Source organism: Jejuia pallidilutea (genome assembly GCF_002973595.1).
Classification (GTDB): domain Bacteria; phylum Bacteroidota; class Bacteroidia; order Flavobacteriales; family Flavobacteriaceae; genus Jejuia; species Jejuia pallidilutea.
Genome location: NZ_PVEO01000001.1, coordinates 16182 through 41030 on the forward strand (window position 1 = coordinate 16182; position 24849 = coordinate 41030).

At 33.8% G+C, this 24849-nt stretch carries 26 protein-coding genes and 1 tRNA gene; 16 read left to right on the forward strand and 11 right to left on the reverse strand.

All coding sequences use genetic code 11. From position 1 onward, the window contains the following. Positions 1–40: 40 nt before the first annotated feature. Entirely contained in the window at positions 41–1123 is a 1083-nt protein-coding gene (locus CLV33_RS00075) for an amidohydrolase family protein (RefSeq protein WP_200885361.1), read from the forward strand. 53 nt (positions 1124–1176) lie between these two features. After that, positions 1177–1821: an O-methyltransferase gene (locus CLV33_RS00080; protein ID WP_105472202.1), complete on the forward strand. Its 645-nt coding sequence runs from the start codon at positions 1177–1179 to the stop codon at positions 1819–1821. 155 nt (positions 1822–1976) lie between these two features. Here CLV33_RS00080 and CLV33_RS00085 read toward each other — a convergent pair whose 3' ends face one another. From CLV33_RS00085 to CLV33_RS00105, 5 genes are all read right to left on the reverse strand, one after another. After that, entirely contained in the window at positions 1977–2264 is a 288-nt protein-coding gene (locus CLV33_RS00085; protein ID WP_042246630.1) for a Sec-independent protein translocase subunit TatA/TatB, read from the reverse strand. Between the two features lie 80 nt (positions 2265–2344). Continuing rightward, positions 2345–4648, reverse strand: a complete 2304-nt coding sequence (locus CLV33_RS00090; RefSeq protein WP_105472203.1) for a M1 family metallopeptidase — start codon at positions 4646–4648, stop codon at positions 2345–2347. Positions 4649–4758: 110 nt separating this feature from the next. Further along, on the reverse strand, positions 4759–5262 hold the full coding sequence (locus tag CLV33_RS00095; RefSeq protein WP_105472204.1) for a DUF6702 family protein: 504 nt from the start codon (positions 5260–5262) through the stop codon (positions 4759–4761). Between the two features lie 62 nt (positions 5263–5324). Then, positions 5325–6113 carry a hypothetical protein gene (locus CLV33_RS00100; RefSeq protein ID WP_105472717.1) on the reverse strand — a complete coding sequence of 263 codons (789 nt, stop codon included), beginning with the start codon at positions 6111–6113 and terminating at the stop codon, positions 5325–5327. A gap of 90 nt (positions 6114–6203) precedes the next feature. After that, positions 6204–7007 (reverse strand): carboxypeptidase-like regulatory domain-containing protein, encoded by an 804-nt coding sequence (locus tag CLV33_RS00105; RefSeq protein WP_105472205.1) that lies wholly within the window; start codon positions 7005–7007, stop codon positions 6204–6206. 145 nt (positions 7008–7152) lie between these two features. Here CLV33_RS00105 and pepE point away from each other — a divergent pair, with 145 nt between their 5' ends. Then, on the forward strand, positions 7153–7860 hold the full coding sequence (gene pepE, locus CLV33_RS00110; protein WP_105472206.1) for a dipeptidase PepE: 708 nt from the start codon (positions 7153–7155) through the stop codon (positions 7858–7860). A 203-nt stretch (positions 7861–8063) separates the two neighbouring features. Here the strand turns inward: pepE and CLV33_RS00115 are convergent. Then, a tRNA-Gly gene (locus tag CLV33_RS00115) sits at positions 8064–8139 on the reverse strand. Positions 8140–8189: 50 nt separating this feature from the next. Further along, on the reverse strand, positions 8190–8615 hold the full coding sequence (locus tag CLV33_RS00120; protein WP_105472207.1) for a GNAT family N-acetyltransferase: 426 nt from the start codon (positions 8613–8615) through the stop codon (positions 8190–8192). An 80-nt stretch (positions 8616–8695) separates the two neighbouring features. On the opposite strand from CLV33_RS00120, the gene CLV33_RS00125 reads away from it, so the two are divergent. Together CLV33_RS00125 and CLV33_RS00130 are read left to right on the forward strand one after the other, a co-directional pair. After that, a complete protein-coding gene (locus tag CLV33_RS00125; RefSeq protein WP_105472208.1) occupies positions 8696–9148 on the forward strand; it encodes a GNAT family N-acetyltransferase in 453 nt (150 codons plus the stop codon). Between the two features lie 86 nt (positions 9149–9234). After that, the gene (locus tag CLV33_RS00130; RefSeq protein ID WP_042244851.1) at positions 9235–10002 is read left to right on the forward strand and encodes a M48 family metalloprotease; all 768 of its coding nucleotides are present in this window, start codon (positions 9235–9237) and stop codon (positions 10000–10002) included. 66 nt (positions 10003–10068) lie between these two features. Here the strand turns inward: CLV33_RS00130 and CLV33_RS00135 are convergent, their stop codons facing one another. After that, entirely contained in the window at positions 10069–10464 is a 396-nt protein-coding gene (locus CLV33_RS00135; protein ID WP_042244854.1) for an ankyrin repeat domain-containing protein, read from the reverse strand. A 253-nt stretch (positions 10465–10717) separates the two neighbouring features. Between CLV33_RS00135 and gpmI the strand changes: the two genes are divergently transcribed. After that, on the forward strand, positions 10718–12235 hold the full coding sequence (gene gpmI, locus CLV33_RS00140; protein WP_105472209.1) for a 2,3-bisphosphoglycerate-independent phosphoglycerate mutase: 1518 nt from the start codon (positions 10718–10720) through the stop codon (positions 12233–12235). Between the two features lie 45 nt (positions 12236–12280). Then, a complete protein-coding gene (locus CLV33_RS00145) occupies positions 12281–12691 on the forward strand; it encodes a BT0820 family HAD-type phosphatase (protein ID WP_042244860.1) in 411 nt (136 codons plus the stop codon). 55 nt (positions 12692–12746) lie between these two features. On the opposite strand, the gene CLV33_RS00150 is transcribed toward CLV33_RS00145, so the two are convergent. After that, positions 12747–14012: an acetyl-CoA hydrolase/transferase family protein gene (locus CLV33_RS00150; protein WP_105472210.1), complete on the reverse strand. Its 1266-nt coding sequence runs from the start codon at positions 14010–14012 to the stop codon at positions 12747–12749. 121 nt (positions 14013–14133) lie between these two features. On the opposite strand from CLV33_RS00150, the gene map reads away from it, so the two are divergent. The 3 genes from map (at position 14134) to CLV33_RS00165 (ending at position 16185) form a co-directional block, all read left to right on the forward strand. After that, the gene (gene map, locus CLV33_RS00155) at positions 14134–14952 is read left to right on the forward strand and encodes a type I methionyl aminopeptidase (protein ID WP_105472211.1); all 819 of its coding nucleotides are present in this window, start codon (positions 14134–14136) and stop codon (positions 14950–14952) included. 71 nt (positions 14953–15023) lie between these two features. Next, a complete protein-coding gene (locus CLV33_RS00160) occupies positions 15024–15374 on the forward strand; it encodes a GxxExxY protein (protein WP_317045143.1) in 351 nt (116 codons plus the stop codon). Positions 15375–15420: 46 nt separating this feature from the next. After that, a complete protein-coding gene (locus tag CLV33_RS00165) occupies positions 15421–16185 on the forward strand; it encodes a class I SAM-dependent methyltransferase (RefSeq protein ID WP_105472213.1) in 765 nt (254 codons plus the stop codon). A gap of 105 nt (positions 16186–16290) precedes the next feature. Here CLV33_RS00165 and CLV33_RS00170 read toward each other — a convergent pair whose 3' ends face one another. Together CLV33_RS00170 and CLV33_RS00175 are read right to left on the reverse strand one after the other, a co-directional pair. Further along, positions 16291–17286, reverse strand: coding sequence for an FAD:protein FMN transferase (locus tag CLV33_RS00170; protein WP_105472214.1), 996 nt, complete (start codon positions 17284–17286; stop codon positions 16291–16293). Then, the gene (locus CLV33_RS00175) at positions 17287–17664 is read right to left on the reverse strand and encodes a hypothetical protein (protein ID WP_042248772.1); all 378 of its coding nucleotides are present in this window, start codon (positions 17662–17664) and stop codon (positions 17287–17289) included. Between the two features lie 95 nt (positions 17665–17759). Between CLV33_RS00175 and CLV33_RS00180 the strand changes: the two genes are divergently transcribed. The 6 genes from CLV33_RS00180 (at position 17760) to CLV33_RS00205 (ending at position 24847) form a co-directional block, all read left to right on the forward strand. Next, complete coding sequence (locus CLV33_RS00180; RefSeq protein WP_105472215.1) at positions 17760–18911, forward strand: hypothetical protein; 1152 nt, start codon at positions 17760–17762, stop codon at positions 18909–18911. A 63-nt stretch (positions 18912–18974) separates the two neighbouring features. Next, entirely contained in the window at positions 18975–19751 is a 777-nt protein-coding gene (locus CLV33_RS00185) for a hypothetical protein (RefSeq protein WP_105472216.1), read from the forward strand. Positions 19752–19761: 10 nt separating this feature from the next. Continuing rightward, a complete protein-coding gene (locus CLV33_RS00190) occupies positions 19762–20205 on the forward strand; it encodes a hypothetical protein (RefSeq protein ID WP_042244876.1) in 444 nt (147 codons plus the stop codon). Between the two features lie 106 nt (positions 20206–20311). Further along, positions 20312–20881 (forward strand): RNA polymerase sigma factor, encoded by a 570-nt coding sequence (locus CLV33_RS00195; RefSeq protein ID WP_105472217.1) that lies wholly within the window; start codon positions 20312–20314, stop codon positions 20879–20881. A 3-nt stretch (positions 20882–20884) separates the two neighbouring features. Beyond that, positions 20885–21625 (forward strand): tetratricopeptide repeat protein, encoded by a 741-nt coding sequence (locus CLV33_RS00200; protein WP_105472218.1) that lies wholly within the window; start codon positions 20885–20887, stop codon positions 21623–21625. 69 nt (positions 21626–21694) lie between these two features. After that, positions 21695–24847, forward strand: a complete 3153-nt coding sequence (locus CLV33_RS00205) for a CHAT domain-containing protein (RefSeq protein ID WP_170063948.1) — start codon at positions 21695–21697, stop codon at positions 24845–24847. The last annotated feature ends 2 nt before the right edge of the window (positions 24848–24849 follow it).

Here is a 24849-nt window from a genome sequence, read left to right on the forward strand (position 1 = left end):
TAAATAATCTTAAAGATTCCTGACCCCTCAGGACCTCATCATGAAACGAAAACTTAGAATAAACGGACATTCGCATTTACTGCCCTATCCAGAAGAAATACCAGAATTTATGCGTGAAAAAGGTATTTTTTGGGTAGACAAAGAACGTAAGTTTATGTTACAAAAAGGGTGGAAACGCCCCGTTACCGATTCTAGTTTTTTTTTAAATGAGAAATTATCGTGGATGGAACGTAACAAAATAGACCATGCGGTGGTATTAAATTTATCCCAACTTTATGGAAATGGTTTACGTGTTGAAGAAATGAAAAAAGCATTACGGTTTCAAAACGATTTTAATGCACGTGTTCAGCACGACCACCCAGACAAGTTCACCTGTGGTTTTGTGGTGCATCCTGGGTTTATTAGAAGTGCCTGTTGGGAAATTGAACGTTGCGTTGAAACTTTAGGTATGCGTTTATTGTGCTTGCCCACGCATTACATGGATACTATTGGTACTTGGCGCTGTATTTTTGATGAGGAAAATGAACCACTTTTTGAACTCGCCAATAAATATAATTTAGCAGTGGAAATTCATCCCTACGATGGAGAAAAGTTTATAAATCTAGCTAATACAGCTTGGAGGTTTCATTTAATTTGGATGTTGGCACAATGTGCAGATGCATATCACTTTTTAACATTAAATGGCTACCAAGAAAAGTTCCCTAATATGCGTACTTGTTTTGCTCATGGCGGACAGTTAGCGCAAATTAATTTAGGTAGACGCATACAGGGTTTTGATGGTAGACCAGATTTATTTGAAGGTAAACACCACCCTAGAAAAGCTGTAGGACACAAAAATATTTTCTTTGACACCTTGGTTCATGACACCAGTGGATTGGAATTATTAATAAGAAATCACGGTTCTAAACAGGTGCTTATGGGGTTAGACGATCCCTACCCTTTGGGTGAAATGGAGAGTGACGCTCAATCGTCTTATCCCGGAAAAATATTGGACTTGGCTATGGAAAAAAACATTATTTCCCAAAAAGATTTCGATGCTATATGGGAAGATAATGTACTTCAGTGGTTATTTGGGGAAGACACACTGGGGAAAGAACAATTAATTAATAGAATTTTAAATTAAAAAAACGTGAGTTGCACTTAGCTATAACAACTAATACATCTCATTTAAAAACCATGCATTTTATACCCGAAGATATAGACCATTACGTAGTAGCACATTCTGAAGATGAGCCAGAATTACTACAACAACTTACTAGGGAAACCTACCAGAAAATATTACAACCACGCATGTTAAGTGGACACTACCAAGGAAGGCTTTTAAGTATGATTTGCAAATTAGTGCACCCTAAAAACATTTTAGAGATTGGCACTTACACAGGCTATTCTGCATTATGTTTAGCAGAAGGCATGCAAACCTCTGGGGAGCTACATACTATTGATATTAATGAAGAACTCTTTGATTTTCAGCGGAAGTATTTCGATAAATCTGATTTTGGTAAACATATTCATCAACATTTAGGAAATGCTCTGGAAATTATACCGAAACTCAACACAACCTTCGATTTAGTTTTTATTGATGCCGACAAAGAAAACTACACTAATTATTTTGAAGCTGTTATTGATAAATTAAACTCTGGTGGCATTATTTTGTCTGATAATGTACTATGGAGCGGTAAAGTTTTAGATACAACCTTTAAAAAAGAAGATACTTCTACGCCTGCTCTTATTGCTTACAATAAATTACTGAAAGAAGATAAACGCGTGGAAACAGTGGTATTACCTATTCGGGATGGTTTGACGATTAGCAGAAAGTTATAAAAGTAAAATACTGCACTTTTTAACAATGGCAGATTATAGATTTAAAGACTTGCATTATCAAACAGGTGCGTTAAGGATTGAGGCATTTGTTGAAGCTCCTCGCAGAGAGCGACTGCCGAAAGCCTGACCCGATAGGGTAACGCCCAAATAATGATTTATAACTTACGCCTAACAGAGCCCGTAAAGTCTTCTAAATCATCCTTCACTTTGTCTAATTCTTTTTTAACATCTTTGGTAATACTTGTATCTATACCATTCTTTTCGGCTGTTTTGGTAATTTCGTGCTTAATGTCGTTGGTGGCATCTCTAAGGGTGCGCATGCCCTTCCCTAAACCACGAGCTATTTCGGGGAGCTTATCTGCACCAAAAACCATAATGGCAATAAAGAGAATAAATGCTATTTCTCCGCCACTAATAAATAAAAATGTTGGGTTTTGTATCACAGTACAAATATAGTGAGTTGTTTATGAGAATAAAAAAAAAGCCGATTCTAAAAAAATCGACTTTTTAATATTTTCAGGATTTATCCTTGTATTTTTTCTTTAAAACTATCGAATTCGCCTTGTACCTCTTGTTTTGGCCATGAGTTGTTAGCAGTGTCAATATCTGCTGTTTCCTTATTAGGATCTACAACAATATTTACTATTTCTTTATCGCTGGCTATGGCTTTACTTACTTCATTGTCGTTAAATCGCCATATTTGTGCCGGATAGGTTTCTTTTTTCTTAGAACCATCGGCATAGGTGTATTCTACAATAATAGGCATTACTAAGCCCCCTGGCTTTTCAAAAGTAATATTGTAAAAATATTTTGGTGCTTTTATGGCTTTACGCTCTTGGGGAGTAAAGTTATCCATTAAATACTCCTTAACAGTTTTTATTTCGGTAGGGTCTTGATCTTTCATAGATTTTTTAAAATCTTCGCTTCCTTCTTCTACCATAAATACTAGTGGTCTTAATTGATTTTTTTTAATACCGCGTTCTTTCATTATATCTTTCATGTAGGTATTAGGTTCAGAAGACACATAATATTTTTTTACATCTTTTATACCTATATCAACCCAATCGGTAGTGTAAAACCACCCTCTCCAAAACCAATCTAAATCTACTGCCGATGCATCTTCCATAGTTCTAAAAAAGTCTTCGGGTGTTGGGTGCTTAAACTTCCATCGGTTTGCGTATTCTTTAAATGCATAATCGAACAATTCGCGTCCCATAACAGTTTCCCTTAAAATATTTAGTGCTGTAGCTGGTTTACCGTAAGCGTTGTTCCCAAATTGGTAAGTATTTAAGCCTTTAGTCATTATTGGTGCAATATAATCTTGATTACCACTCATGTAAGGCACTATCATATGTGCCGGACCTCTATCAGAAGGGAAATGCTCGTCTTTTTCAGATAGTGCATCAGGATATGCTTCTCCAAAGTCTTGTTCGGCAACGTATTGCAAAAAGGTGTTTAAACCTTCGTCCATCCATGTCCACTGGCGCTCATCGCTGTTTACAATCATTGGAAAAAAATTGTGCCCAACTTCGTGAATAATTACCCCCATCATACCATACTTAACGCGGTCGGTATAGGTACCATCTTCTTTTGGGCGCCCGTAGTTCCAACAAATCATTGGGTACTCCATACCTTGTCTTTTGGCGTGAACCGAAATGGCTTTATGGTAAGGGTAATCAAACGTCATTCTAGAATATGTTTTTAAGGTACTGGCAACTGCCTTGGTTGACCATTCTTCCCAAAGCGGATTTCCTTCTTTTGGATACATAGATACGGCCATAACATCTTTATCTCCAATTTTAACAGCCATCATGTCCCAAATAAACTTTCGTGAGGTTGCAAAACCAAAATCACGAACATTCTCTGCTTTTAATTTCCATGTTTTAGTTTCTGTAGAAAAAGTACTCTCTTTAGCTTCTGCCTCTTCTTGAGTTACAATTACAACTGGCGTGTTATAAGATTTTTTGGCTTGCTCGTAACGCTCCATCATGATTTTAGAAAATACTTCCTTACGGTTGGTTAAAACACCTGTCCCGTCTAAAATATGATCTGCAGGCACTGTTATATTAACTTCATAATCACCAAAGGTTAAAGCAAACTCATCGCGCCCCCAGAATTGGGAGTTTTGCCATCCTTCCACATCGCTATACACTGCCATTCTTGGAAAAAACTGTGCGATTACATAAGCTCTATTGCCATCTTCTGGAAAAAACTCATATCCAGAGCGGCCTCCATCATTAACATGGTCATTAATTTTGTACCACCACTTTATAGAGAATGTAAATGTGTCGCCTTTTTCCATTGGCTTAGGTAATTCAATACGCATCATGGTACGATTTATTGTATGTGGTAATGGGTTACCACTTTCATCTTTTACTTCTTGTATATTAAACCCACCATCAAATCGTTCTTTCAAATATTTTTTTGTAAACTGGCTAGGATACATAACTGGATCTACTTCACCTGCTTGTATTAAAGGGCTTTTAGAATCCTTGGCCCGCATATTCTGATCCAGCTGAACCCACAAATATTTTAAAACATCAGGGGAATTATTGGTATATGTAATGGTTTCAAAACCAGAGAGTGTTGTGTTTTTATCATCTAAAACAATGTCCATTTTATAGTCTGCCTGTTGTTGATAATAGGCATATCCTGGAGCTCCAGATGCTGCTCTGTAAGCGTTTGGTGTAGAAAACTCGTCGTAAAGCTGTTTAAATTTGTTGGTATTGGTATGTCCTTTTTTTGGAGCAGTATCCTCTTGCTCTTGAGCGCAAATACCTGAAGAAATAAAAACAACAGATAAAAAATAATACAGAATGTGTTTCATTGTAAATCTTATACTTTTTTATAAAAACTGTTAATAATGCTAACAAATCTTGATTTTTTGTTGCATAACGCGACCAAAAATAAGATTTTAAGAGAGGTTTAAACTTTAATTTAATTAAAATTTAACACTGCATTATCATTTTGTTTGGTGAGTACAAAACTCTTTTGTTTGGAGTTAATATCTAACTTTATGATATGTTGTTGTTCGGTAAACAAATCGAAAAGTGTTTGATTTGTAATTTTAAAGGTATTTATTTCATTAACATCTTCTATCTCTAAATAACACTTTGCAACACCCATATCTAGTGCTTTACCAATAAAGATGAAGGGTTGCGGTTTACCATTAATATGTATTTTTAATTTCTCCCCAAGGTATCTTTCAACATAAACATCTGTAGTTTTAACATGAGCATCATCAAAAGTTACATGTGCGCCATACCGCTCTTTTAGTACGTTTTCAAAATCATCAATAAACAAGCGTGTTATAATCTGTACCGATTTTTTCTCTTTTACATAGTCAATTTGTGTATTACTCACATAATATTTGTGCAATACTCCAAACGACGACAGGGACAGTATAATAAAAAACGATATAATGATTTTAAATAACTTCATGTATTAGAATTATTAACGGCAAAAATAGCCAATTTCTAGCTTTCAAAAAGCATTCCAAAAAATCAATCGTCCGACTTCTGATTTATTTTGTACTGTTTTAATTTTGTTTTTAGAAATTCTAAAACTTCTAAATCGGGCTTTGTTGTACAGGTTTCGTAAAAATTATCATCCATTTCACAGAAATAAAAAAAATCTGTTCTATACGCTTCATCTAAAGGATTTATGTTGAATAAACTCTCTGAAAACTTTTCCCTAATTTTGATGATTAGCGCCTCGTTACGTTCGTGTTCAACACGCTTTTTAAGCATTTTTGTTCTACCGCTAATACTATTTATCACAGGGTCTAATGGCATAGATCCTGCTAGTAAACCTAACAACATTATAGGTTTAAATTCTCCTGCAGTAAAAAGCCTTCTCTCGCTCTGTGTGGCGAGTTTACCTGTGTAACCAGGTATGCCTAAATTGTAAAAATTTATGGGAGCACTACCTTCTACGTTCCCAATATCTGAATTTAAATCGCCCGTGAGCACCTTACCTACAGTTACCAGATTCAATTTATTTATCTTCTCAACGAGTAGCACTGTAACTGTTTTTGATGTATAAATTGCTTTTGAAACCACAATTGCTTTGGCTTCGTGCTGAACCGAAGAAAAACTTAAGGTATCGTTTACGTTTACTGGAATTGTAAACTCACCAAACCTATTTGTTATCGTAAACTTTTGAGCGGTTTTATTTATTACGTGAATGTTTTCTACATCAACACTACTTTCTACCTTACCAGTAATTTCAACAGATTGTGCTCTGGCTAAACCAACCAAAAAGATAATAGGAAAAAGTGATGTAGCCCTCAAAAAAAACAACTGTTTTAAGATATAAATAACGGAAGTATTATCTTAAATAAATTAAAAAGAGGCTATAAAATTTAGTTAAATGTGTATTAATTAATCCTTATCTTTTTTTAGGAATTCTGTACTTTTTTTGTTTAGTAGCTCTAAAAACTCCAACTCTCTGCCATAGTTAAGTAAGGTAAAATCAAAATCACCACTTTCAACAAAAGCAATAAAATCTGGAACACGCTGTTCTGGAATTTCAAAATTATCTACCAAAAACTCCGAGGCGAAATAATATTTAATCGCCTTACTTGGTACCTCTGGTATATTATTAGATTTTTTCTCTTTAGCTTCCGATCTAAAAACGGGCAATAATAATTGGTCTACTACATTTACAATATTTAAGCCATTGTAAAATCTGTTGCGTTGTATAGGGTCTCCAATATTTTTTACTTCTGTTTTATAATCGGTTTCAAAATTATATTCGCTACTGTGCTTTACACCAAAATATAGGGCGTCTAATTTAGGGTTAAACGTTTTAGAGCCATCTATATCCGTACCTAAATTACCCGTTAAACCTTTAGATTTTACAACGATTTCATCTAGCTTATTAATCTCTTCAATTAAAAAAATCTTCATACTTCTAGATTTTACAATATCCTCATTTACCTTAAAACTTAAATTCTGAAATTGTAACGCACTAACCTCTATTACATCGTTTTTAGCTACCGCTATAGTAAACTCTCCGTCTTCGTTTGTAATTGTTCCTGTATCAGAAGAAGAGTTAAAAATAGTAATACCAGATATATCGCTTTGTTCCACAACAATCTTACCTTTTACATCGGTTCTTGTTATGGTTTGAGCGTAAAGGTTTGAAAAAGTAATGAAACATAAAACGTATAATATTTTTTTCATAGGTCAATTTTTAGTTAAAGGTATTCCCATTAAAGTAAGCAATATTTTCTTTTCTTTAAAAATACGACTAAAAACTGATTTTTTAAAACATGAGCGTTTTATTATCATTAAAAAATGTTTAGCTTTATCATAAAACATTTTTATAATGCAGCACCTTATTATAGCAAGCACATCTACAGTTCATGGCAGCGGATATTTAGAATACATATTAGAAGAACTTTCTAACCATTTTAAAAATGCACAAACTATAGTTTTTATACCCTATGCAAGACCAGGAGGCATATCGCATAACGCCTACACCGAAATTGTTAATACAGCTTTCTCTAAAATAGGAAAAACAGCAGTGGGACTTCATACGTTTAAAAACCCAGAAGAAGCGATTAATAACGCAGAGGCAATTTTTACAGGTGGCGGAAACACCTTTGTACTTATAAACCAACTTTATAAAAATAATTTGCTAGAACCACTAAGAAACGTCATAAAAAGCGGTACACCCTATTTAGGTACTAGCGCGGGCAGTAATATTTGTGGCTTAACCATAAAAACCACTAACGATATGCCTATTATTTACCCACCTAGTTTTAATGCTTTAGCATTAGTACCTTTTAACATTAACCCGCATTATTTAGATCCAGACAAAAACAGCACACACATGGGCGAAACTAGAGAAACAAGGATAAAAGAATTCCATTTCTATAATACGCAACCCGTTGTTGGTTTACGCGAAGGCAGCTGGCTAGAGGTTAAAAACAATAATATTATCCTAAAAGGCCCACACACAGCAAGAATTTTTGAACATGGCAAACCGCCCTACGAAATTAATCCCGAAACCAATTTAACCCACTTAAATTAATGTAATTTGGGCGGGTTTTTTTATCAAAAAAAAACCGCGCTATCCGCTACTAGTTTTGGCTCGATGCACGCCTCGCCAAAAGCTAACCACTACTATCGCTCCAGCACCTATCTGCCAAAACCAATAACCTAGCGTTACAGCAGTTTACTTGCCAAAAGTATACAAACAAAAAAAAGACCTCATCGAAATTTCGATGAAGCCTTTGGAGCGGGAGACCAGGTTCGAACTGGCGACATTCAGCTTGGAAGGCTGACGCTCTACCAACTGAGCTACTCCCGCATTAGCGGCAACAAATATAAATAAAAACTGCATATCCAAACACAAAAAAATTAAAACTTCTTTAAAAAATGGTAGCCCAAAATTTCAAAGTCTTCATTATAATAAAACTTATGTGAAGGATAGTTGCTCACATAAGTGTTTAGTTCAATAGTGCTACATCCTTTATTAATTGCGTAATCGTAAATCCACTTAAAAAACTGTTTTCCAATACCTTTTCCTCTATACGCATCCTCAATATATACATGGTCTATCTCAACGCTTTTCCCTGCATAATGTCGTGTACAGAACCACAACCCGCAAACACCAATAATTTCATTTTGACTTAAAATTACAGCACACTCATAATTTTGCTGTATCATTTCTAAAAATCGCTCACTTAAAACTTCTTTTGTGACCTTAAAATTATCTAACTTTTCAACTAAAGGCACTACTTTTAATATATCTGTCTTATCTAAAATTGTAAATTTAAACTCCATTAGTAATTTTTAATGTGAAGATAAGTAAATTGCTTCCAATTAATTAAAATGCGTTTAAGCCTGTCACCTAAAAAATAAAAATGGCAACTAAGGAAGATTACCAAATTATGCAAATATGTGCCAAAGAAACATACCCAGTAAGGCACCCTGTTTTAAGGACAGGAAAACCAATAGAAACCTGTGCCTTTAATGGCGATGATTTACCTAGTACTATGCATATAGGCCTTTTTTATAAAAATGCTATTGTAGGTGTTGCGTCATTTATGAAATCAAACAACAACCAGTTTTCAAAACAATTGCAATATCAATTAAGAGGAATGGCAATTCTAGAAACGTTTCAAGGTAAAGGGCTTGGTAAATTAGTATTAAACTACGGTGAAGCCTTATTAAAAAATAAAGATACAGAGTTAATTTGGTGCAATGCAAGAACTGCCGCAGTTAACTTTTACAAGCGTAGAGGTTATAAAATTACCGGAACGCCATTTAACATCGCTGAAATAGGAGAACACTACACAATGTACAAAGTTTTGTAGCACTACCTAAGTGACATTTCATAACACTATGTGTCACAATAATATAAGCTAAAATTTTGTAATTTACTACCCTAAAACCATTCAACATGAGAGGAAGAAATTTTAAAGTGCGTTTGCTTATTGGTGCAGCCATCGCCATTTTTTTTGTTTTAAAACGCTGTAGCCAACGCGAAGAAAATCCTTATACAGGAAGAGTACAAACTATTTCCATGTCTCCAGATAAAGAGATTGCTATTGGTTTACAAAGCGCACCTCAAATGGCACAACAGCATGGTGGTTTGCACCCTAATAACGAATATCAGGCTTTGGTAGATAACGTTGGCTTTAAATTAGTAAATAATAGTGTGGCAAAGGAAACGCCGTACAGATATGAATTTCACTTATTAAACGACCCTAGAACCATAAACGCTTTTGCGCTACCAGGAGGACAAATATTTATTACCTACGCGCTTTTTTCTAAGTTACAGAATGAAGATCAACTAGCTGGAGTTTTAGGGCATGAAATTGGACATGTTTTAGGTAGGCATAGCGCTGAACGCATTGCAGAAAGTGAATATTGGCAAGGTTTGGCTACAGCAGGCTCTGTTGGTGCAGATATGGGCGGTCTTGTTAGTGGCATAGGCCAACAAACACTGCTAACCAACGGACGGGATGATGAGTTAGAAAGTGATGATTTAGGTGTTTTATTTATGATTAAAGCTGGATATAACCCCAAAGAAATGATTGGTGTAATGAAAATATTGAAAGATGCTGCTGGACCAAATCGTGTCCCAGAGTTTCAGAGTACTCACCCAGACCCAGATAATAGAATAGAAAAAATAGAAGAGGCTATCGCAAAATATAAAAATTTATAACTAAAAAAAGCCCTCGTTGAGGGCTTTTTGGAGTGACTAACTCAAAATAATTATAAAAGCTTGTAATTATTTTTTCTTTTTTGCAAGTGCTTCTGCTAACACCTTTTCTGCATCTACCGCCTTATGCAACTTAGCATATTTCATAGCCGTCATGCCTTTTGTAGATTTCACTTTTAATTTAGCACCATTTGCAATTAATAATTTTAAAATGTCGCAACGGTTAAATTTAGCTGCATACATAGCAGGTGTCATCCCGTTAGATTTTTCATTAATATTTGTACCTAACTCAATTAACTTTTTTACTGTTTCTATATCACCTTTAGCAATAGAAACACAAAACGGGTTTACATTTGTAATGGCCTGTGTTTTGTAAAATTTAGTTGGTTCAAAAGAAGTCTTTGCATTAATACTAACAATTGAAAAGCATAATGCGATTGCGGAAATAATGATTGTTTTTTTCATGATGAAAGAATTTAATTTTGATTAATGATTTGTTTTTTGATTATGTTTAAAAGACGACGGAAAATATAATTTGTTACACCTCCTAGTCTTAAATAACATTTTTTTAACGTTTAGCTTACATGGTTTTAAGAAGTATAAACGTTTTAAAAATTGGCAGTGTTTTTGTGAAAAAACAAGATGGTTTTTAGCTAATATTAACGCCTTTAATCCCTTTAAAATCCTTATATTTGCACCTTAAAACAAACCAATAAAAATGAACAAAAAAGTCATCCTTATGATACTTGACGGTTGGGGCAAATCTCCAGACCCGAAAGTTTCTGCAATTGATAATGCAAACACACCTTTTATAGATAGTTTATATACAAAATACCCAAGCGCATCTTTAAGAACCGATGGCTTACATGTGGGCTTACCCGAAGGCCAAATGGGAAATAGTGAAGTTGGACACATGAATCTTGGAGCTGGCAGAATTGTGTACCAAGATTTGGTTAAAGTAAATTTAGCTGTAGAAAATAAAACCTTAAATAAAGAACAGGTTTTGGTAAATGCATTCAATTATGCTAAAACTAACAACAAGGATGTTCACTTTTTAGGATTATTAAGTAACGGTGGCGTACATTCCCACATCAATCACCTTATTGGTTTAATTGACGCAGCCGAAGAAGCTGGAGTTAAAAATTCGTATGTCCATGGTTTTACAGATGGGCGCGATGTAGACCCAAAATCTGGCGCTGGTTTTGTAGAACAGCTACAAGCGCATATTAAAAATACCAATACCAAAATTGCCACTATTTCTGGTCGTTACTACGCCATGGATAGAGACAAACGCTGGGAGCGTATAAAATTGGTTTATGACGCTTTGGTAAATGGCATTGGAGAAAGCTCTTATGATGTTACTGCATCGGTTAAAAATAATTATGCTAAAGATGTTACTGATGAGTTTATAAAACCAATTATTGCTGTAGATAAAAATAATGTGCCTATTACTAAGGTAAAAGACGGCGATGTTATTATTTTCTTTAATTTTAGAACAGATAGAGGTCGAGAGTTAACCGAAGTATTATCTCAGAAGGATTTTCCTGAGTTCGGTATGAAAAAACTAGATTTACATTATGTAACACTTACCAATTATAACGACGAGTACAAAAACATAAATGTAATTTTCAATAAAGAAAACTTAAGCGAAACTTTAGGTGAAGTATTAGAGAAGCACAACAAAAAACAAATACGAATTGCGGAAACCGAAAAGTATCCCCATGTTACCTTTTTCTTTTCTGGTGGTAGAGAAGAACCTTTTAAAGGCGAACAACGTATTTTAAGAAACTCTCCAAAAGTAGCTACCTACGATTTAAAACCAGAAATGAGCGCTTACGAATTAAAAGATGCACTTGTTCCAGAACTTAATAAAGGAGAGGTAGATTTTGTGTGCTTGAATTTTGCTAATGGAGACATGGTTGGGCACACAGGAGTAATGGAAGCTGCCATTAAAGCTTGTGAGGCTGTTGATGAGTGCGTTAAAGAGGTTGTTACTGCCGCTTTAGATAACAATTATACCACGCTATTAATTGCAGATCACGGTAATTGTGAAACCATGATAAATCCTGATGGTACACCAAATACAGCACATACCACTAACCCTGTACCTATTATTTTAATTGATAAAGAATTAAAAAATATAAAAGATGGTATTCTTGGTGATTTAGCGCCAACAATATTAAAACTTATTGGTGTAGAACAACCAGAGGCAATGACGCAACACCCATTAGTTTAAAGAATTTAAAAGAATTAACTTTACGTAAAACAAACCCCAAATTGCATGAATTTTGCAGATACACTTGTTATAGCTGTTGATTTTGATGGCACTATTGTAGAAGATGCCTACCCTAGAATTGGCAAACCGCAAATGTTTGCTTTTGAAACATTGAAGAAGTTACAAGATGAAGGGCATCGCCTTATTTTATGGACCTACAGATGCGGTGATAAATTGGATGAAGCTGTAAAGTTCTGTGAAGATAACGGCATACAGTTTTATGCAGTAAACAAGAGTTTTCCTGAGGAAGAGTATACCAGCGATATTAGCAGAAAAATAAATGCCGATTTGTTTATTGACGATAGGAACGTTGGTGGTTTTTTAGGATGGGGCGAAATATACCAGCTATTAACCAATAGCGATATAAAAGCTTTGGAATACAAAAAGAAAAAAAGCTTCTTTGATTTTTTTAAATAAATAACAAAACAACCTGTTGTGCGTTTTATATATTAAAAACAGAGCGCATAACAGGTTAAATCAAATCAAAGTATGCTCTATCTATAGATGCTCTATGGTCTGGGTGTGCTACGTTAACTAGCGCCTTTACGCGCTCTTTAATAGTTTTTCCGTATAGATTAGCAATACCATATTCTGTAACTATGTAGTGTACATGCGCCCTAGTTGTAACAACCCCAGCACCAGGTTTTAAAGATGGTACTATTCTACTAATGCCATTTCTTGTAACAGATGGTAAAGCAATTATGGCTTTACCACCATCGCTTAACGAAGCACCACGAACATAATCCATCTGCCCACCAACTCCAGAGTACATTTTAGAGCCCATTGAATCTGCACAAACCTGCCCAGTAACATCAACCTCAATAGCAGAATTTATAGCAATCATTTTTGGGTTTTGTTTAATTATGGAAACATCGTTTACATAATCTGATGTTCGTAATTCTACAAACGGATTATCGTCTACATACTCATATAATCTTTTAGAACCCATTAAAAAAGTAGATAATGTTCTTCCAGGATTTACACCTTTATAATTTCCGTTAATAACATCATTTAAAATTAAATCGATAACACCATCAGAAAACATCTCTGTATGAAGCCCTAAATCTTTATGGTTTGTAAGCCGAGACAGAACCGCATTAGGTATATTACCAACACCCATTTGCAGTGTACTTCTATCATCAATTAAACTCGCTACGTAATCACTAATTTTATTTTCTATTGGAGTTGGGGTACCTAAAGCATGTACAGGAATAGGTTCATTACATTCAACAAACAAATCTATTTCAGAAAAGTGAATAATACCATCACCATGAGTTCTGGGCATTTGCGGATTTACTTGCGCTATAACCGTTTTAGCGTTATCAATAGCAGCCAAAGTGGCTTCAACAGAAACACCTAAAGAACAATACCCGTGCTTATCTGGTACAGAAACGTGTATTAAAGCTACATCTAAATCTATAATGTTTCTTTTAAAAAGTATGGGCAATTCACTTAAAAACACTGGCGTATAAGAGCCATTTCCTGCGGCTAAAGTATGGCGCACATTAGCACCAATAAAAAAAGAGTTAACATGAAAACTATCTCTTAATTCAGAGTTTGCATAAGGTGTATCACCTTCAACATGTAAATGGCATACTTCAACATTACGTAATTCTTCATAACGCTCTGTCATAGCATTCATTAATAATTGGGGAGCAGCAGCTGCAGCCTGCACATATACCCTATCATTACTTTTTATAGCCTTTACAGCTTCTTGCGCACTTACACTTTTATACATTACTTACATTTTAATGCAGCAAAATTATAGTTTAAAAAGCAGAATAAAACTGCTATAAGTCATCTAATCTTAAAAAAAATGTTTTTTAAATTTAAGTATCTTTGCCAATATTTATTGACAAATGATTAAAATAAAAACCAGAGAAGAGATAGAACTTATGCGCGAAAGCGCGTTAATAGTATCTAAAACCTTAGGCGAAGTTGCAAAGGCCATTAAACCAGGAGTTACAACTTTACAACTTGATAAAATTGCTGAAGAATACATAAGAGACCAAGGAGCAGTACCAGGGTTTTTAGGACTTTATGACTTTCCTAATACGTTATGTATGAGTCCGAATTCTCAAGTGGTTCATGGCATACCAAATAACGATCCCTTAGTAGAAGGCGATATTATTTCTATTGATTGCGGTGCACTTAAAAATGGTTTTTATGGCGATCATGCTTATACTTTTGCCGTTGGGGAAATTGATGTAGAAACTGAAAAACTTCTAAAAATAACCAAAGAATCACTTTACGTTGGTATAAGGGAGTTTAAGCTAAATAATCGTGTTGGCGATGTAGGATATGCCATTCAACAATATTGTGAAGCACATGGTTATGGTGTAGTAAGAGAATTGGTTGGTCATGGCTTAGGCAAAAAAATGCACGAAGACCCTGAAATGCCTAACTACGGTCGTAGAGGTCGTGGCAAAAAATTTGTTGAAGGTATGGTAGTTGCTATAGAGCCTATGATAAATATGGGAACACAGCGCATTAAACAACACAGGGACGGCTGGACCATAACTACTTTAGACGGAAAACCATCTGCACATTTTGAGCATGATGTTGCCTTGGTTGATGGCAAACCTGAATTACTTTCAACATTTGCATACATTTATGAAGCCTTAGGAATTAAGAGTAATGAGGAGGAGGAGTTTCGTAAGGAAGCTTTGGTGCTCTAAGAACTATTACACAAAGATTCTCAAAGGCGCACTGAGTTACACTGAGAATTATTAATTTCAATTAAAATATATTGTACAACAAAATAACTGAAAATATAATTGGTGCAGCAATTGAAGTCCATAAGGCTTTAGGCCCCGGACTACTTGAATCTGCTTACCAAGAATGTCTTCTTTATGAATTAAAAGCCCTAGGTTATTCAGTAAGAAAAGAAGTTGTACAACCTGTAATCTGCAAACACAAAAAATTAGATCATGGCTATAGAATTGATTTACTTGTTGAAAACTCTATTGTGTTAGAACTTAAAACAGTAGAAAATCTAACCTACATGAAATTGGGAAATTACCTATTAGGTTTGCTTCTTAATTTTAAAACTAAACTACTAAAAAACGGAATTAAAAGATTTATAAATACTATTGAGTAATGCTCTGTGGTACTCTATCGCTTTGTGAATCTCTGTGTAATAGCTAATGAAGAAACTATTCAAATTAGTACTAAACAAAATCCCAAGACCAATATTAATAAGGTTAAGCTACCTTATTCGTCCAGTTTTAGCATTGTATTTAAAGGGTACAACATACACAGACCCTATTGATGGCAAAAGTTTTAAAACGTTTTTGCCTTATGGATATGGAAAGCAACGCAATAATGTACTATCGCCTTCTACGCTCTCTTTAGAACGCCACAGACTACTTTGGTTATATTTAAAATATGAAACCAATTTTTTTTCAGATAACTTAAAAGTATTGCACTTTGCTCCTGAACAATGTTTTTTAAAACGTTTTAGAAAATTAAACAATTTGAATTATACCACAACAGATTTAGTGTCGCCAATAGCAGATGTAAAAGCTGATATTTGCAATCTTCCTTTTGAAAACAACACCTACGATGTAATATTATGCAACCATGTGCTAGAACATATTCCAGACGACACAAAAGCTATGCAAGAGTTGTATCGTGTAATGAAACCTGGTGGTATGGGTATATTTCAAATTCCTCAAGATTTGAATAGAGATGTTACGTTTGAAGATAATTCTATTACCGACCAAAAGGAACGTGCCAAAATATTTGGGCAATACGACCATGTTCGTGTTTATGGAAGGGATTATTTTGATAAACTAAGAAGCATTGGTTTTAAAGTTGAAAAAGTAGATTATACAGCTTCATTAACAAAAACGCAAATTAAAACCTATTGTTTAGCAGAGGGCGAAATTATTCCAGTAGTAACAAAATAAAAAAGTTGCCCCAAAATAAACAGTATTTAAATCAGAACAACTCTTTGTAATTAAATGATTAATAGCAATTTTTAGACACAACACGTCACAAAAAGTCACAATTAATTATTCAGGAAAACCGTTTAAGCTTAAAGTTTCTAATTCGTTATTATCATTTTCAAAAATAAAAAATACTTTTAGCTCGGGGTGTTGCGTTAAAAACGCACTAACTTTTTCTATTCCCATGGCCTGAAAAGCGGTTGCGTAACCATCGGCAACCATACAATCGTTAGCAATTACAGAAACACTTAAAATATTAGTTTTGGTAGGGTAGCCTGTTTTTGTGTTTATGATATGCGCATATTTGTTACCTTTTTCATCAACTTTAAACTTTCGGTAAGTACCAGAGGTTGCCATAGCTTCATCTTTTAAACTAATGGCTTTGTAAACCGATTGTCCACCATCAAACCTAGGCTCGTCCAGACCTACACGCCATGGTGCATTTTTCTCCATATTTTTTCCACTCACTCGTAACTCTCCTCCTATTTCAACTAAATAATTTTCTACGTTTTTACTTTCTAAAAACTTGCCAATAACATCAACACCATAACCTTTTGCTATGGCATTAAACTCTAGATACGTATTTGCTGGTTTAATAATTTTGTCTCCTTTTAATTCTACCTTATTAAACCCCACAAACTGCATTAAACTATCAATGGTGGCACTGTTGGTTAAAAATTTATTGGTTTCTGCTCCAAAACTCCATGCGTTAACAACATCGCCAATTGTGGGATCAAAAACACCATTAGTTGCATTGTATATGTTTTTTGAAGTACGAAAAACATTTTTAAAATGCGCATCTACCTTTACAGGCTCATTTCTATTCAATTTAGAAATGTCAGAATTTGGAATATAAGTTGATAATGAGGCGTTTATAACGCTGAACAAACTATCAAATTGTGTTGTATAATTTATCTTAGAATCGTAAATAACGCTGTAGGAAGTACCAAAAACAGCTCCAGAAAGTTTTGTGTTTTCAGGTGCTTCAACAGGCGACTTAAGTTTTTGTTTACACGAAAAAACAACAATTAAAAGTACTATAACTATTGAAAGTTTTTTCATTTAATTTAAGTTTGGTTCTATGTACTGAATACCGTTATATTCTATTAGATAGTCTTCGTTAAGATAAATTGGCAAGTCTTCTCCGTTAGGATTACCCAATCCAACCCCTGCATAAAGCACCTTGGCATCTTTTTCAAAAGCATGTTTTTTAAAAGACTCCATCCAAACAATATCGTAATTATTTGGGTTTTCTGGTAATATAACTGCACGAACAACTACAAAAAAGTACTGGTTGTTTTTGTCTATACATACAAATTGCGGATGCCGTTTTAATTTACTGTTAATAGCTACAAATTCAAAACCACGCTGTTCTAAATCTTTACCTACATGGTTCATAGCTAGGTTATGCAATTCCTGTTTTGAAAGTGGCTTACTCATATTACAAAAATACTAAAAGTTAATAGTATGATGACATTTTTAAACACTTTCGATGTAGAGATATAAACAATTGTTAAACCTTATTATAATTTATTATGAAAACGCTAATTTATTTCTTGTGCGCAACAACACTAGTACTTTTTTCGTGTGGCCAAAACCAAACAAACCATAACGATCTAGCAGAATTTGATGATGATTCTGAATATTATTTTCAAGATAACGATACTCCTGAATTTAATGAAACCAAAATATCCCATACCGAAAAAGAAAACTTAAAAGGCTATAAAGTAATGAGTAAACAATTTGGTATTCCAGTAGGTATTATGCCCATTCCAAAACACTGGAACGTAAAACAAAAAAATAAAGAAGGTATTTTATTTCAATCGCATGATGGTGTTAAAGTGTATGGCGAACGCTTTGTGTCCTACTTCTACTCTAACAACCAACAACTTAATTATTTTACGCAACAAAGCGGAAAACCCGTTGCACCGGTTAAGAATGTAAACAGTGTAATTCAAGAAGATATTTTACCCCATGCTAAATCCCAAGGTTTAAAGCTATTAAAACAATTTTCGCTACCTGAACTGGCACAATTTGATAAACGCTTTGACAGCTATTTGTTTAAAGGCATACCAGAGAACAAACAATTTCAATGTATAGCTACCGAGTGGGAAGACCAAAACGGAGAGAAATCTATAGGCATTATTCGCTACTTTACAAATCAATACCCAAGTACGGGTGGTATGGATTGGGGATATACCTTAAATGCTATGGGTGCTCCTGCTAATATCTACGAAAACGCCAAAAAGGCCTTTATTAATGCTTTAGTAAATTTTAAAATTAATCCGCAATGGGTACAAACCAGTAACAATTTTTATTCCCAAAAATCTAGACAAGGTGCAGCACAACACCAACAACGAATGGCCGCTATTAATACCCAAGGACAAGCTAGTAGAAACCTTGGCAATACTTATAGCTCAATTTCAGATAGTAGTTTTGAAAGTTGGAAACGCATAAACGATATGAACAATGCTGGACACTCTAAATCTATTAACAACGGTATCTGGGAACGTACTACCATATCTAGCCCAAATACAGGACAACGCTATTATGTTGAGGGCCAAAATAATTATTATTGGATGAACCAAAACAATGAATACTTGGGTACAGATAATTCGCTCTATAACCCAAATACCGACAACGCCATAAATAATCAACAATGGTCTCAATACAACATTGAAAATTAATATGATGACATTTTTAAATCACTTCGATGTACAAATAAATTCAATAAATCAAAATATTAAATTATGAAAGCTTTTAAATTATACAGTCTTTTAGCCATAATTATCCTTTTAGCGTCATGCAGCTCAAACGACAATGATGCCGTAAATTTTACAAACGCTACTTCTCAACAAGGTTGCCCAAATGTAGTAGGCCCCACAGCCGTTTATTGGGATTATGCCCATGGTATTCCTGCACCTTTTACAGCCATACCAATTATGCCAGAACCTAAAACAAGGTTTACACATTCAATGCCTAATTTAAATATGAGTTTTGATTTTCCACAGGGCTATACTGCTACCGAAATAGCAATACAAAACAGCACATTTGGTGTTGATTTAAGACGATCAGAAAACGACCCACAAAATAAAGTACTATGGCGTTATTACCCCATAACTCTATTTTCTGGAAGTGCAAATATAGATCAAGTAAGAGCCTTTGTTATAAACGATTTGATGACTAATGAATATGGTTTTAACGGTACACCAATTGTTGATTGTGCACCGCCAATACAAACTGTAGATTTTGGTGGAATTACAAGAACCTTTAGCTCTAGAGCAATAAGATTTGGCAACATTAGAGCAATTATTTGGGTAGCTCTTGTACCAATGCCTTTTGGAAGTTCGGTGGCTGTATCTATATCTGCTGGCCCTATTAATGAATTTGATAATTTAGCAATGAACGTGTTTTTCCCAATAAGTTTTGAATTGTTGCTTCCAGATAGGGATGCACTTTCTGATAGAGATGGTGATGGTACACCCGATATTTTCGATTCTCAACCAGATAACCCTAACGTAACATAAACATACAGCCATGAAAAAAACATCACACATAATTTGGGTTATAATTGCCTTAGTAATACTATTTAATTGTAGTAAAAAAAATGACGACCAACTAGACATGGAAAATAATTGTCCTGCCATTAACATAAGTACACCTGATATTTTAGGAGATTGGATATTTACTGGTACAGAACGAAACGGACAGTTAATAATTGAAGGTTGCGACGAAAGAACAAAATTAACCGTAACAAACACACAATTTATTTGGGACAACTATTCAGGCACCAGCTGTGGCATTCTTACAGTAATTCCAACATGTTACAGTATTGAAAATGATACCGTTTACTACTTTGATGATTTAGGTGAAAAAACCGGATTTTATCAAACAATTAAAGTGCTGAATAACAAAACTTTAATTCTAGAAAACCCAAGTTCATCTAATATTATTGCAACAGAAAATTATGAACGATTATAAAAAAACTTAAACCGCATAATTTCTAAACAACCTAATTATTAACCATTTGTAGTTTAGTATTTGAAGAAAAACGAAATAATTGTATATTTCCTATAGCTATTAATTCATGGGGAAAACAATACACTTATTAAGTCAGTCGCAACTGGTTGAAGCTATAAAGTCTAACAACACTAAAGTTTTAAAACAACTTTATACCTCAAATTATCCTAAAGTTGAAGCTTTAGTTTTAAAAAACAGTGGGTCTGTTGCACATGCAAAAGATATATATCAAGAAGCATTTATAACCGTTTGGACACATGTAAAACAAAATAAGTTTACACCCCAAAATGATAGCGCCTTACAAGGTTATTTATACAGTATTTCTAAAAATAAATGGACGGACGTATTAAGGTCTAAATCGTTTAAAGATGTAAAACCGCTAAATAACGATACACTAGGAGGAATGAAAGAAGATGAAGCATATAGTGAACCAGAGGATAAAAAATTAAAATTAACCATGGAAGCCTTTAAAAAATTAGGGCAACCCTGTAAGCAATTATTAAAAACCTTTTATTTCGAAAAAAAATCTTTGAAAGAAATTTCAAAAGCGTTAAACATAGAAGAAAATACAGCACGAAACAAAAAATACAGATGTATGCAAAAACTAAGAGCTGTAGTATTAGCCTCAAAACCTTAGAAATTGAAAGATAGCAACAACATATCAGAAGAGTTATTAGAAACCATTGAACGTTATCTCAACGGCACTTTAAACACTCAAGAACTAAAAGATTTTAATAGACTTTTAGACATTGACGACGATTTTAAAGCCCAAGTAGAAGATGTGCGCACCATGCTTTTTGGTATAGAAACGCAATCTTTAAAAGAACAGCTAAACGAATTCCACAAAGATGTTCCAAAACAGATAAAAACAGAGCCTTCGCCAAAACAAAAGGTGCGTTATTTAAGGTATAGTAGAATTGCTGCGGCGGCGGCCATAATTATAGCTGTAGGTAGTATTTGGTTTTTTAGTACACCAAAAAACGAAAAACTATATGCTAATTATTTTAAACCAGACCCCGGACTGCCAACCACCATGGGCAATACAGCTAATTTTATTTTTTATGATGCCATGGTAAACTACAAATATGGCGATTATGATATTGCCATTTCGAAATGGGAAACACTAGCCGAACAAAAACCTGAGAACGATACCTTAAATTATTTTTTAGGTGTTGCGCATTTAGCTATAAGAAAAGAAGCAGAGGCAATACCGTTTTTAGAACGCACCATACAAACAAAAAAAGATTTTGCGTTAATAGACGATGCATATTATTACTTGGGTTTAGCCTATTTAAAAGAAGGTAATTTAGAGCTTGCGAAAAAAAATTTAAACATTAGCAATAAAGACTTGGGTAAAGAGCTACTCTCTAAATTAAAATAATAAATACTACAACACATGCCTAACGTGCCAAAAAATTATAGGTTAATTATAATCGCTCTTATATTTTGTGTGAACAATTTACTGGCACAAAGCAATATTCATCCCAATATTAAAACAATTAATACACTAATTAAACAAGATGCCCTTCAAGAAGCTAACGCACTTATAAAATCTGACATAGAAAAATTAAAAGAAACTAAAAAATGTAGCGTACTAGTGCACTATATTTTCCCTCTAGGCAAAATTCATATTCTAAACAATGCTTTTAACGAAGCTGCGCAAAAAGGCAAGCTATTAGTAGATTTTATTGAGAGCAACACTTTGGATGCAGAAACGCTATACCTAGCAAACATAGAATATTCAAAACTATGTTTAGATATTGGCGAACTACCCAAAGCGTACAAGCATGCTAATAAAGCAAAAGCCTATGCACAACAAACTAAAAATACATTATACCTAATAGAGAGTGCTTATTATTTGGCCGATTATGCTATGAAATTGGGACAAATAGATGTTCTAGAAAAACATGTAAGAAGTGCAGATAGTATATTACGTAAAAATCCTAATTCAGAATTCAAAATAACAGCTAGAGTTTATAATTTATTTGGGGCACTTATGTACTTTACATCAAAACAAGACAGTGCATTTTATTACTTTAACAAAGCATTAAAACACATACCTAAGCTAGAGCAGAATGAAGAAAATAGTTTGTATTTACCCGCTGCAATAAAGGGCAATATGTCTGTTATAAAATTAAATCAAGGCCAACCTTCAGAAGCTAAACCCCTTATTCAATCTTCAATCCAATTGTCTAAAGCATTTCTTGATAAAACTCAACATCACCCCTTAGAAAACCGAGTAAAAAGAAACCTTACCATTGCATACAACAACCTTAATGGGCTTTACTTCGATTTAGGTGATTTTGAAAAATCAGACTTTATTACCAAACTAGCTCTTGATTATACAAAAAGTAACTTTCCAGAAAATTCTCAAGAATATTTTATGGCTGCTTTAACTCATGCCGAAGTAAAAACCCAAAAAAGAGAATTTAAAACAGCTTTAAAGTATTTAGATATTGCCAACAAAACTTTAGCGAAAATACCTGGTGATAATTTTCAGCTTAAAGCATTTTTATACAATGAGTATGCTAATGTTTATTACATGATGGAAGCTTTTAAAGAAGCACTAGAATTTAGGGAGTTAAGCAACCTTAATTATAAAAAATCCAACCCAAACGCTTTCGATCCAAATAAGCTTTATAACACTATGAATTTGGCTATCGCCTACTCTGAAATAGGCGAAAAAGATAAAGCCATTAAAACAGCTAAAAGCACTTACAATTACTTTTATAAAGCTAAAGGCGAAAACGATTATTTTACAAATGCGCTAATGCTAACACTCGCCAAAGTATATTATAATTTAGGGATGTATAATGAGAGTGAAATATGGAGCGAAAAAAGTATAAAGCTTTATAACGAAAAGGCTTCAAAAGAAACTGTAGATAGGCTGTATTTTGAAGAAGATAAGGCAGAAATTTATATTTTAAATGCTCAATCTAAATACCAAAGAGCACAAAAAAAGGATAGCTTGTTTTTAAAACAACTTTTACCTCTAATAAACAATGCCATTAAAGCACTTGAGGAGAAAAAAATTACAATTACTGCTTTTAATGATATAAATGCCCTAATAGAAAACAACACTAAGGTTTTTAATTTTGCTAAAAAAATAAATCTAGAATTATACCATATCACTAACAATACTAGCTATTTAGAAAAAACTATTAGCTTGCATGAATCTGCCTTGTACAATAGAATAAGGGCTAGGTTAAATACAAATCCTAATATCTCATTCTCTGGTATTCCCAGTCATATTTCAAAAAGAGAAAAAGAAATAAAGCAAACATTAACCACAAAAAAAGAAAATCTTGATGCACTTGTAACAAACACCAATATATGGCATACATTTTTAGACACCTTAAAAACGCATTACCCAAAATATTATAAAATGCGCTATGCAACCATAGAAAAGCCTTTCGCTGATATTTATAAGCACTTACCTAAAAATACTACGGTAATACGGTATTTGTTTATTGAAAACAACCTGTACGGTTTTGTACTTTCTTCTGATAGAAAAAAAACCATTACTAAATTAAAAACCAATAATCTAGATGCTTACATAACACAAGTATCAAATAACGACAATAATGTTAAGGCTACAAGTAAAAGTCTTTTTGCTTTATACCAACAGTTATGGAAACCTTTAGAAAATAACATAACTACTGAAAAAATTATAATAATTCCAGACCGTGGCTTATTTAATCTTAGCATTGAAAGTATTACGCCTAAACCGATAACTACATTTGATGAATTATCTACAAACAGCCTATTATCAAAACACATTATTTCTTACAATTACAGTTTATTGCTTCTTGCAAAAGACCAAAAAACAATAGGCTACAATAAAGATTTTGTAGCTTTTGCCCCAGAGTTTAATGCAGACATGAAACAGCATTACAGCATTACTATAACCGATTCCCTTTCTATTGATAAAACCTATTTAAACCTATTACCACAGCCGTTTAGTGTAGATTTGGTTAAAGAATATTCAAGAGTTTTTAATGGTGATCATTTTATTAATGAAAATGCATCAAAAACAATATTTAAAAACGAAGCTAACGAACATAAAATAATACATATAGGCACCCACGCCGAATCTAACAATATAACTCCAGAATTATCCCGTTTAATTTTTGCTAAAACCAATGAGAATGAAGACAATTCGTTATACACTTACGAGATTTATAACGAGAGTTTAAATTCTAACTTAGCTATTTTAACAGCTTGCGAAACAGGAAAACCCACTTACCAGTCTGGAGAAGGCATGATTTCTCTTGCCCATGCGTTTAATTATGCCGGTAGCGAAAGTATTTTAACAAGCCTCTGGGAAATTGATGAAAAATCGAGTTCAGAAATCATTAAATTCTTTTATCAAAACATAAAAAAAGGATTACCAAAAGACAAAGCACTACAACAAGCAAAGCTAAGTTATATTAATAAAGCCAACGGTAGAACTCTCCACCCTCAATATTGGGCTGGATTAGTTCTTATTGGAGATACCACTCCTATACACTTAAAATCTTCAATGGACATGGCATGGTTCTTTATAATTGGCATGCTAATTATTATTGCAGCTTATTTTATTTTAAAAAAACGAAACACATAAAA

What these genes read in the sequence shown, in the direction of transcription:
- map (WP_105472211.1), top strand. Translation starts at nt 14,134, where the DNA reads ATGATTAAAATAAAAACCAGAGAAGAGATAGAACTTATGCGCGAAAGC.
- CLV33_RS00180 (WP_105472215.1), top strand. Translation starts at nt 17,760, where the DNA reads ATGAAAACGCTAATTTATTTCTTGTGCGCAACAACACTAGTACTTTTT.
- CLV33_RS00095 (WP_105472204.1), bottom strand. Translation starts at nt 5,262, where the DNA reads ATGAAGTTATTTAAAATCATTATATCGTTTTTTATTATACTGTCCCTG.
- CLV33_RS00130 (WP_042244851.1), top strand. Translation starts at nt 9,235, where the DNA reads ATGAGAGGAAGAAATTTTAAAGTGCGTTTGCTTATTGGTGCAGCCATC.
- CLV33_RS00165 (WP_105472213.1), top strand. Translation starts at nt 15,421, where the DNA reads ATGAAGAAACTATTCAAATTAGTACTAAACAAAATCCCAAGACCAATA.
- CLV33_RS00170 (WP_105472214.1), bottom strand. Translation starts at nt 17,286, where the DNA reads ATGAAAAAACTTTCAATAGTTATAGTACTTTTAATTGTTGTTTTTTCG.
- CLV33_RS00080 (WP_105472202.1), top strand. Translation starts at nt 1,177, where the DNA reads ATGCATTTTATACCCGAAGATATAGACCATTACGTAGTAGCACATTCT.
- CLV33_RS00075 (WP_200885361.1), top strand. Translation starts at nt 41, where the DNA reads ATGAAACGAAAACTTAGAATAAACGGACATTCGCATTTACTGCCCTAT.
- CLV33_RS00135 (WP_042244854.1), bottom strand. Translation starts at nt 10,464, where the DNA reads ATGAAAAAAACAATCATTATTTCCGCAATCGCATTATGCTTTTCAATT.
- CLV33_RS00150 (WP_105472210.1), bottom strand. Translation starts at nt 14,012, where the DNA reads ATGTATAAAAGTGTAAGTGCGCAAGAAGCTGTAAAGGCTATAAAAAGT.
- CLV33_RS00125 (WP_105472208.1), top strand. Translation starts at nt 8,696, where the DNA reads ATGGCAACTAAGGAAGATTACCAAATTATGCAAATATGTGCCAAAGAA.
- CLV33_RS00175 (WP_042248772.1), bottom strand. Translation starts at nt 17,664, where the DNA reads ATGAGTAAGCCACTTTCAAAACAGGAATTGCATAACCTAGCTATGAAC.
- CLV33_RS00105 (WP_105472205.1), bottom strand. Translation starts at nt 7,007, where the DNA reads ATGAAAAAAATATTATACGTTTTATGTTTCATTACTTTTTCAAACCTT.
- CLV33_RS00195 (WP_105472217.1), top strand. Translation starts at nt 20,312, where the DNA reads ATGGGGAAAACAATACACTTATTAAGTCAGTCGCAACTGGTTGAAGCT.
- CLV33_RS00090 (WP_105472203.1), bottom strand. Translation starts at nt 4,648, where the DNA reads ATGAAACACATTCTGTATTATTTTTTATCTGTTGTTTTTATTTCTTCA.
- pepE (WP_105472206.1), top strand. Translation starts at nt 7,153, where the DNA reads ATGCAGCACCTTATTATAGCAAGCACATCTACAGTTCATGGCAGCGGA.
- CLV33_RS00185 (WP_105472216.1), top strand. Translation starts at nt 18,975, where the DNA reads ATGAAAGCTTTTAAATTATACAGTCTTTTAGCCATAATTATCCTTTTA.
- CLV33_RS00120 (WP_105472207.1), bottom strand. Translation starts at nt 8,615, where the DNA reads ATGGAGTTTAAATTTACAATTTTAGATAAGACAGATATATTAAAAGTA.
- gpmI (WP_105472209.1), top strand. Translation starts at nt 10,718, where the DNA reads ATGAACAAAAAAGTCATCCTTATGATACTTGACGGTTGGGGCAAATCT.
- CLV33_RS00190 (WP_042244876.1), top strand. Translation starts at nt 19,762, where the DNA reads ATGAAAAAAACATCACACATAATTTGGGTTATAATTGCCTTAGTAATA.
- CLV33_RS00145 (WP_042244860.1), top strand. Translation starts at nt 12,281, where the DNA reads ATGAATTTTGCAGATACACTTGTTATAGCTGTTGATTTTGATGGCACT.